Here is a 1621-nt window from a genome sequence, read left to right as displayed (position 1 = left end):
CACTTGGAAGAATCCCTCCGCCGTTTAAATACAGATCATATCGAACTGTATCAAATGCACCATGTAGACCGCAACGTAAGCTGGGACGAGCTCTGGGAAGCTTTTCAGGTTTATGTGAACCAGGGAAAAATCGGTTATGTGGGATCCAGTAATTTTGCCGGAAGAGATTTGGTGAAAGCTCAATATGAAGCCAAAGCCAGACATACTTTGGGGCTCGTATCTGAACAGCATAAATACAGCCTGCTGTGCAGATTACCTGAATTGGAAGTGCTTCCTGCCGCTGAAGAGCACGGGATCGGCGTCATCGCTTGGAGTCCGCTGGACGGAGGCTTGCTCGGAGGAAACGCGTTGAAGGCGTCGGGCGGCTCGAGAAGCACGCGATCCCAGGAGCGGGTGGAAGCGAACCGGGAAAAGCTGGAACAGTTCGCCAAGCTGTGCCGGGAACTCGGCGAAAGCGAAGCGAATGTTGCGCTGGCTTGGACTCTGATGCATCCAGCCATGACGGCGCCGATTATCGGACCGAGGACGCTGGAGCAATTCCAGAATACGCTGCGGGTAGTCGACATCAAGCTTACGGAAGAAACCATGAAACGTCTGGACGAAATTTTCCCTGGACCAGGCGGCGACGCTCCACAAGCTTACGCATGGTAGTTGCGGCATAGCCGCAGCATAGACGATAAACAAATCATAGACAAGCTGCACGTATTGGGTGTGGAAGCAGGAGGAATTATACGCATGAAATATCGTAAACTTGGCAAGAACGGACCTGAAATATCAGTGATCGGCTTCGGCTCCTGGGCGATTGGGGGAGGCGGCTGGGCCAGCGCTTGGGGCAGCCAGGACGACAAGCTGTCGACCGAAAGCGTGCGAGTCGCATTGGACAATGGAATCAACTTTTATGATACTGCAGCCGTTTACGGGCTGGGCCATTCGGAGGAAGTCATCGGGAAAGCGTTGAAGGGCGACCGCGACAAAGTCGTGCTGGCGACCAAATGCGGGCTCGTTTGGGACGAGAACAAATCCATTTCCAAGAACGGTACCTACGATTCCATCCTTCGTGAAGCGGAAGCGTCGCTGCGCCGTATGGGAACCGACTATATCGATTTGTATCAAATGCACTGGCCGGATACGGATACGAACGCTCCAGCAGAAGAGACCATGCGTGCCATGGATAAGCTTGTGCAAGACGGCAAAGTACGTTATGTAGGTGTAAGCAATTACAATGTTCCGTTATTGGAAGCATCGCTTTCCGTAAGGCATGTCGATTCTCTGCAGCCACCGTATTCCATTCTGAGGCCTGCCATTGAGAAGGAGATTCTGCCGTTCTGTCTGGAGAAAGGGATCGGCGTCGTCGCTTACAGCCCGCTGACCTCAGGTCTCTTGTCTGGCAATTATACCTACGACACCAAATTCTCGGATGACGATTGGCGTTCCCGCAACGCTGCGCATATCGGGGAGGGTCTGCGGAAAAACGTGGACCGCGTCGAGAAGCTGAAAGAGATCGCTGGCCGGTACGGCATTACCATCCCGCAGCTTGCCATCGCGTATGATCTCGCCCATCCAGCATTGACCAGCGCCATTGTAGGCGTTCGCAAGCCGAGCCACATCTTGAGCGTACTGC

Annotated in this window: 2 protein-coding genes; both read left to right on the top strand. The window is 53.7% G+C overall.

Annotated features, from left to right (window positions below):
- A partial coding sequence (locus ACFPYJ_RS33075) for an aldo/keto reductase (RefSeq protein ID WP_379192860.1) occupies positions 1-651 on the top strand: 651 nt, incomplete at its 5' end.
- Between the two features lie 84 nt (positions 652-735).
- On the top strand, positions 736-1621 hold an 886-nt coding region (locus ACFPYJ_RS33070), incomplete at its 3' end, for an aldo/keto reductase (RefSeq protein WP_379192858.1).

This window comes from Paenibacillus solisilvae (assembly GCF_042656405.1).
GTDB classification, from domain to species: domain Bacteria; phylum Bacillota; class Bacilli; order Paenibacillales; family Paenibacillaceae; genus Paenibacillus_Z; species Paenibacillus_Z solisilvae.
Note: the sequence above shows the minus strand (reverse complement) of the source record. Positions and strands in the feature narration are given on the sequence as shown.